This is a genomic window from Lysinibacillus sp. A1 (genome assembly GCF_000801965.1).
Taxonomy (GTDB): Bacteria; Bacillota; Bacilli; order Bacillales_A; family Planococcaceae; genus Lysinibacillus; species Lysinibacillus fusiformis.
The window spans coordinates 123425-130402 of record NZ_JSZM01000021.1 but is presented as its reverse complement, the minus strand read 5'-3'; the positions used below and the strand labels follow the sequence as shown (position 1 = coordinate 130402).

General features: G+C 36.8%; 7 protein-coding genes and 2 pseudogenes. 4 read left to right on the top strand and 5 right to left on the bottom strand.

Annotated features, from left to right (window positions below; genetic code table 11):
• Positions 1 to 155 precede the first annotated feature (155 nt).
• Entirely contained in the window at positions 156 to 812 is a 657-nt protein-coding gene (locus PI85_RS17595) for a hypothetical protein (RefSeq protein ID WP_036121535.1), read from the top strand.
• 39 nt (positions 813 to 851) lie between these two features.
• On the opposite strand, the gene PI85_RS17590 is transcribed toward PI85_RS17595, so the two are convergent.
• The gene (locus PI85_RS17590) at positions 852 to 1526 is read right to left on the bottom strand and encodes a KinB-signaling pathway activation protein (protein WP_025116423.1); all 675 of its coding nucleotides are present in this window, start codon (positions 1524 to 1526) and stop codon (positions 852 to 854) included.
• 151 nt (positions 1527 to 1677) lie between these two features.
• On the opposite strand from PI85_RS17590, the gene gerD reads away from it, so the two are divergent.
• Positions 1678 to 2286: a spore germination lipoprotein GerD gene (gene gerD / locus PI85_RS17585; RefSeq protein ID WP_036121541.1), complete on the top strand. Its 609-nt coding sequence runs from the start codon at positions 1678 to 1680 to the stop codon at positions 2284 to 2286.
• Between the two features lie 55 nt (positions 2287 to 2341).
• Here the strand turns inward: gerD and PI85_RS17580 are convergent, their stop codons facing one another.
• From PI85_RS17580 to PI85_RS17570, 3 genes and pseudogenes are all read right to left on the bottom strand, one after another.
• Entirely contained in the window at positions 2342 to 3397 is a 1056-nt protein-coding gene (locus PI85_RS17580) for a P-loop NTPase (RefSeq protein ID WP_036121544.1), read from the bottom strand.
• 72 nt (positions 3398 to 3469) lie between these two features.
• Complete coding sequence (locus tag PI85_RS17575; RefSeq protein ID WP_008175554.1) at positions 3470 to 4183, bottom strand: N-acetylmuramoyl-L-alanine amidase; 714 nt, start codon at positions 4181 to 4183, stop codon at positions 3470 to 3472.
• A gap of 131 nt (positions 4184 to 4314) precedes the next feature.
• A pseudogene (locus PI85_RS17570) lies at positions 4315 to 5193 on the bottom strand (DUF4822 domain-containing protein); the annotation flags it as partial.
• 447 nt (positions 5194 to 5640) lie between these two features.
• On the opposite strand from PI85_RS17570, the gene PI85_RS17565 reads away from it, so the two are divergent.
• A complete protein-coding gene (locus PI85_RS17565; protein ID WP_036121550.1) occupies positions 5641 to 6249 on the top strand; it encodes an ankyrin repeat domain-containing protein in 609 nt (202 codons plus the stop codon).
• A gap of 42 nt (positions 6250 to 6291) precedes the next feature.
• Positions 6292 to 6734 (top strand): annotated as a pseudogene (locus PI85_RS17560) (nucleoside deaminase).
• Positions 6735 to 6851: 117 nt separating this feature from the next.
• On the opposite strand, the gene rpsI reads toward PI85_RS17560, so the two are convergent.
• Complete coding sequence (gene rpsI / locus PI85_RS25265; protein ID WP_144422604.1) at positions 6852 to 6926, bottom strand: 30S ribosomal protein S9; 75 nt, start codon at positions 6924 to 6926, stop codon at positions 6852 to 6854.
• Positions 6927 to 6978: the final 52 nt, after the last annotated feature.

Sequence of the window (6978 nt, the reverse complement as noted above, 5' to 3'; positions counted from 1 at the left end):
GTTCAGTTTTCAAGGTTCATGTTGTTTGTTTCACTGTCACCTCTTGGCGACTTATACATAATAACATCGATTATTCATGAAAGTCAACACTAAATCATAAGTTTTTTTAAAGAGACTTATTTTTTATTTTAAATTATAGAAACGAGGTTGTTATTATGATCCGTAAAACGTTGATTTCACTGCTTCTAATCGGAATTCTCTTTGTTTTTCTAAAGCCTATAAATTCTACGATGATTTCTGTATTTAATATTGCGAACGCACCAGTTGTCGTTACAAAAGGTCATTACGGCACATCTCTTGTTGTCGAGGTTTCTTTCTCTGATGAGTCTCTAATGGATTGGCTTAAAACGGTAAAAGAGCCTTATCCGCTTCTTCTTCTAGATACAGATTGGATCAAGCGTTCCCCAGACCATATAAAAATTATTCAAGAACGGAAATTACCTACAGGACTACTCGGACCAGAGGATTCAATAGAGGAACCTATTAACATTAAGCTTGTACAAAAGGATATTGATATTTATGAACAATATTTGAAGGAAAAGCCACTTTGGTTTGCTACTCGGAATCACCAGTATTCACAAGACTTACAAAAATCTTTGTTTCAGCAACAAATGAATTTGCTATCTCCATCCCTTATTTGGCAGGGTGAGAAAACACCAAAACTCCAGAAAGGTGACTTTGTCTTTGTTCCATTACACCAAGATAGCTCCATTACTTTTAAAGAACTTAATACTTTCATACAGCAACATAAGTTTATGTCGATTGAGGAAAATATATTTGGCTATAAAGTACAAACTAAAAAATCTCCATAAAAAAAATTGCCTCTATTTTGTAGGAGGCAATTTTTTCATTTAAGCATTTTTTGCTTGTTCTTGGCGCGCTTTGCGGCGTGCTTCTAATTTTTGACGATCCTCATCAGATTTTGCATTATATTTTGGCAATACTAATAATTGATATGCATTAACCGCCAATAACGGGAATAATAATAACGCGACGTATTCATTGATATTTTCATCACGACCCATTAACGCAATTGTCCATTCCAGGGTTGTAATGACAATCATGAAGAACAGAGCAGAAATGAATACATGTTTTTTCCCTGTTAACTTTACTTTTTGAACGGCTGTAGCTATGGCTCCAAAAATGAGGACAATTAATAATCCAACATAAAACAACCAGCTTTGTCCATCCTTTACACCAGGTACAAAACGGAAGAAAATAATATCAAAAATAGTAATTGCAATGAGTAAAAGCTGTACCCAATTCCACAATGTAAGTGTTCTAAAGATATTTACACCTACTTGATGGAGTGTTAAATAAGCGAAAAAGCCAGCCTGTGCAATAACACTCATTGTAAATCCTAAGAAGACCATCCATAACAGTCCAGCGAAAAATTCTCCCCAATGACCGTTTGCTATGTATGGTTGGAAGAAATCCCAGCGAATAAATAAACTAAAAACTCCGTTGACTACCCCACCAACGAGCATTGCAAAGAAGAAAAACTTTGCCCAATTTCGTATCGTCACAACTAAAAGTCCCCCAATTTCTCAATATATCTGTCCTTATTTTATCAATGCATTGTTAAAAAAGCTATTTCTCATCTTTCCCAATACATAAAGTCATCAGAAATGTGAACAATAATTGAAAGAGTCTATCTATAGAAAGGACTGATTGTCGATGCGAAAATTCACCTTATTACTGATTCTAATGCTATTTCTTTCTGCCTGTTCACAAGATAAAACCTCTACTATGTCCTATGATGAAATAAAAAAAATCATGATTGACTCTTTACAAACAGAGGACGGTAAAAAGGCATTGCGACAGCTTTTAGAAGAGCCAAGTTTCCGTGAGCTGTTGATTTTAGAGCATGATGAAGTGAAAAAAGCTACTGAGGAAACATTACTTTCCAAGGAAGCTGAAGACTTTTGGAAGAAAACCTTTGAAGATCCAAAGTTTAAGGAAACCGTTGCAAAAAGTATGCAAAAACAGCAACAGGATATTATGAAGGATTTAATAAAAGATCCAACTTTCCAAAAGGATATGGAAGCCTTTTTTGGACAGCCTGATATGCAGAAACAGCTAGAGACTATCCTTAAATCATCCAATATGCGAAAGCAGATGGAGGAAGTAGTGAAGGAAACGATCGAAAGCCCTTTAATGCAATCAAAATGGCAAGAGCTAATTAAAAAGAGTGGCGAAACAACTTCATCTGGAAGTGGCGATAAGAAAGAAGCAAGTGGTGAAAGCGGTGGCAGCGCTGATAAGGAGCAAAAAGGCACTGAATAATCGTGGGATTATTAAAAAAACGGATTTCCTTCAAAGGATGGAAATCCGTTTTTTATTATTTATTTAATTTTTCAATGATTGTCGTCGCGATGTCTAAATAAATTTGTCCAGTAGTATGTTTTTCAGCATATACAGACGGTGCAAAATCAGCATCAGTCCAATCTGGTTGACCAAGTGGAATTTGACCAAGTAGCTCCGTACGTAGCTCTTCTGCTAGTTTAGGACCTCCGCCTTGCCCAAAGACAAACTCTTTTTCACCTGATTTCGATTGGAACCAAGCCATGTTTTCAATGACACCTAAAATTTCATGGTCCGTTTGTAGCGCCATGGCACCTGCACGAGCTGCAACAAATGCTGCTGTTGGGTGAGGCGTTGTGACTACAATCTCTTTTGATGAAGGTAACATTTGATGAATATCTAATGCAACATCACCTGTGCCAGGTGGTAAATCTAATAATAGGTAGTCAAGCTCTCCCCACTCTACATCACGGAAGAATTGATCTAATACTTTACCTAGCATCGGGCCACGCCATACAATAGGAGCATTATTTTCTACAAAGAAGCCCATTGAAATCATTTTTACACCAAAGCGATCTACTGGGAAAATACGATTATCGACTACTTTAGGCATATCCGTTACACCCATCATATCGGGCACACTAAAACCGTAAATATCTGCATCGATTAAGCCCACTTTTTTGCCTAGACGAGCTAGGGCAACTGCTAAGTTAACCGAAACTGTAGATTTACCTACTCCACCTTTACCCGAAGCAATTGAAATAACTTGAACTGTGCTAAGCGGTGATAAAATATCCTGTGCTTCAGATTCTGTTGCTGTGCCACGGAAGCTTTGAAGCTTTTCTGCTGATAGCTCTTCAAAACGAATACCAACCGTATTTACACCCGCTTCTTTTAACATCTCAACAATTTTCATTTGTAGTTGTAATTGTTCAGGTGTATTCAATTTAGCAATCGCAACTTTTACACTGACATGATTTTTTTCTTCTTTTATTGCTACGTTTGTAATACCATCTGTTTCTGCAAGCGATTTATGTAAAAATGGATCTTGTAGTTGTCCTAGTATTTCTCGTACTTGTTGTTCAGTAATCACGACGAACACTCCCCTTATATTGTCTCCATGTTAGTATATCATAAATGATTTAATTTACGTTGTGATGTTGCTCTACTCAACTTTGGCTAATAAATACTCTTCTATACCTTCAACAATTGCATCTGCCATTTTTTCTTGGTAGTTCTTATCTGTTAATAACGCTCGCTCTTCATCATTACTAATAAATCCAGTCTCTACTAATGCCGCAGGTACTTCTGCTTTTTTCAGTAAATAGATCTGCTTAATAGACAATGCTTCTCGGTCTGTATTTTTTAAATTAGTACGAATCGACTCTTGAATACTTTTTGCAAGGATCTCACCGTCAGCATGTCCTTCCTTATGATAAAACACCTGTGCACCACGCCATTTTGTTTCCGGAATCGCATTGGCATGAATGGTAATAAACACATCTGGTTTTTCTTTCTCTACAATATCCTTTCTTAAAAAGATATCTTGTTTTTTACGCTCTCTTAATGTTCCATATTTTTCTGATGGCGCATGTTCATCAATAACATCACCACTTTTTGTTCTTGTCATGATGACTGTTGCGCCTTTCTTCTTCAATTTCTTCTCTACATGCTGAGAAATTGCAAGTGTAATATCCTTTTCAATGACTTCGCCCTTCGAAGCTCCTCCATCCTCTCCACCATGCCCTGCATCAATGACAATCTTTATGCCACCAAGTGGGTCTGGTAAAAAGAAGTTACGGTCCGAAGCATTTGTTTCATATGCCACGAACACTATACTCATAAGCATAATTACTCCTAGTGCCAGCCAGCGCTTCACCCATATCCACCACCCTTTTACATTTAGTGTACGAAGTTAGTGGATAAACTATGCCATAAAGAAAAAAAAACTCACAAGTATTCAACTTGAGAGTTTTTAATTTATTTTATATAGAGGGAGGATAAACAATTTTATTGCAGTGTAAATTCTGGTTTATATTCCCCTTCATATGGTTCATGCTCAACAAACACAGTTATCTCATTTCCATCTTTATCTTTACCTGTTCGTTTATACGTAAACTTCTTTTCATTCATTTCAGTAATTTCAAGAGCCACACCATATTTATTATCACCAAGTGAAACGTGTGCTCTGATTTTATTATCATGAATGACGTCAAAGTAACCATAGTCGCCGCGACTCTCGCCTGTTTCAGGATTAAAGAATTCATATTTATTCGTTTCTGCATCGTATTTTGCAATACTAATGAAATTTGAATTAAATTCGGTTACATCATTACCATCTTCATCTAAAGCAACTGTGCCCTGCCACAATGTATTCGCTAAAATTTCATCACCATCTACATCAGTTACGATATCACCTGTAGCCGCATTAAGAGTTTTGTCTGGATCTGTAAATGTAAGCTCTTTTTCCTGATAAGGAATATGCTCTACAAAGACTTCTACATCGTTACCAGCAGCATCTTTACCCATTCGTTTATAAGTGAAAATATCTTTGTTTAATTCTGTGATCTCTACAAGCGCTTGATAATTTTTGGACTCAGAAATTAAGATTCTTTGTTTCCCATCATTTGTAATGAAAAATGTTCCCTTATCATCACGACTTTCACCAGTAGTAGCATCAAAGAATTCGTAATGACCTGTCTTCACATCATATTTAGCCAAGCCAATAAAGTTTGAGTTTTCCTCAGTTAAATCATTGTTATTTTTATCGTATACTTTTGTACCTTGCCAGTTTGTAGCACTAAGAATAGTAGCCATTTCTTGACCCTTTGTTAGTTCCTTCTGTGCTTGTTCTTTCGTTGTATTATCTGTAGCTGCGCTTTCCGTTTTTGTTTCCTCACTATTTGAAGTGTTGCCTTTCGCAGGCTCCTTATCTTGACATGCTGCAAGTAGTGCCATTGCTGCAACAGATACAATCAATAATTTTTTCATACCTACTTACCTCCATTTTTGCTTTATATTTTTTAACTACACCCGCCTATCTCTTGAAAGGCTTGCTGTAGCTTTCATAATTTATATTAAAATGAATTGTTAAACTCCCTCTAAATAATTTCTTAAAAAAGCATAAACTTATCCGAAAATATTTTTAATAATTTTAAATCTGTGCAGAATTAACAATTATTATGCTAAGAAGACGATTTAAATGTTTTATAAATATACTAAAGAGCGTGTCTTACTATATGTAAAAGCTAAGCGTAGTATATTTTTTTCATATTATTCGCTCTAGATGTTACGTGTTACCATATTTTTATAATATGGAAAGAGAAGGTGATAGAGATGAGCGATCATTTAATTATTGCCGCTGCAAATGGAGAAACTGATAAAGTCCTAACACTTCTACAAGAAGGGGCCGATATCAATGCCACCGATCAATTAGGCAGAACGGCGATAGTAGCAGCCACTTATTATAATCAGGTGGAAACAGTAAGGGCTCTTATTCAGCATGATGCGGACGTAAATATTCAAGATAATCATCTAGAAAATGTACTCCTCCATGCAGGGGCATCAGGTTTTCTAGAAATCGTGAAATTAGCCATCGCTGCTGGTGCCAATACGAAATTGACGAACCGCTTCGGAGGAGTGGCCATTATCCCCGCTGCCGAACGGGGTCATGTAGAAGTAGTTCGTGTCCTCCTAAACCATTCAGATATTGATATCAATCATATTAACAATTTACATTGGACAGCTTTAATGGAAGCCGTCATTTTAGGGAATGGCGGTGAGAGACATCAAGAAATCGTTCAACTATTAGTGGATTATGGGGCAAATTTGAATATTACTGATAGAGATGGAGTCACACCGTTACAGCATGCAAAACAACTAGGTTTTCATAAAATAGAGCTAATTTTAAAAGAGGCTGAGTCAGAAGGTTGTAGTAAGCGTTAATATAAGGAGGTATTTGATGATCCATCCTACTGATTTAACGTAATTAAATGTATCGAGCTAGCCAAAGATGCATTGGAAGCAGGTGATGAGCCCTTTGGTTCAATCCTTGTAGCTACGAATGGCGAGGTGTTTGCCGAAGACCGAAATTATGTGTCTGGTGGCGACCATACGCAACATCCTGAGTTTGCATTAGCACGTTGGGCAGCTAAAACTTAGGAAAGAAATATCGCAACGGTTTATACTTCTGGTGAACATTGCCCTATGTGTGCAGCGGCCCATGGTTGGGTTGGTTTAGGGAGAATTGTTTATCCTAGCTCGTCCAAACAGCTTGCACAATGGTTGAAAGATATAGGCATCTCTACTACCTCTCGCGTTCGTCATTTATCTATTCAAGAAGTGAGTCAAGATACACACCTATTGATGGTCCAGCTCCTGAACTAGCTACACAGGTACATCAGCTCCATCGACAATTCCATCAGAAATAATATTGAGCAATCTTAGGACAACAACTCCAAAGATTGCTTATTATAATGGCTACTCTTTTCACACAAAAAGACCCTTTCCACAAAAGTAGAAAGAGTCTTTGATAGAAAAATTTGAAATTAACGTTTTGAGAACTGAGGTGCACGACGAGCGCCGCGTAGACCTGGTTTTTTACGTTCTAAAATTCCAGTCATTTCATTGTATTGTATCTAATAGTAGAAAGTAGAACTAACAAAGGTTTGCAGT

Excerpts from the sequence above, each read along its gene's own strand:
- PI85_RS17595 (WP_036121535.1), top strand. The coding sequence starts at position 156 with ATGATCCGTAAAACGTTGATTTCACTGCTTCTAATCGGAATTCTCTTT.
- gerD (WP_036121541.1), top strand. The coding sequence starts at position 1,678 with ATGCGAAAATTCACCTTATTACTGATTCTAATGCTATTTCTTTCTGCC.
- PI85_RS17565 (WP_036121550.1), top strand. The coding sequence starts at position 5,641 with ATGAGCGATCATTTAATTATTGCCGCTGCAAATGGAGAAACTGATAAA.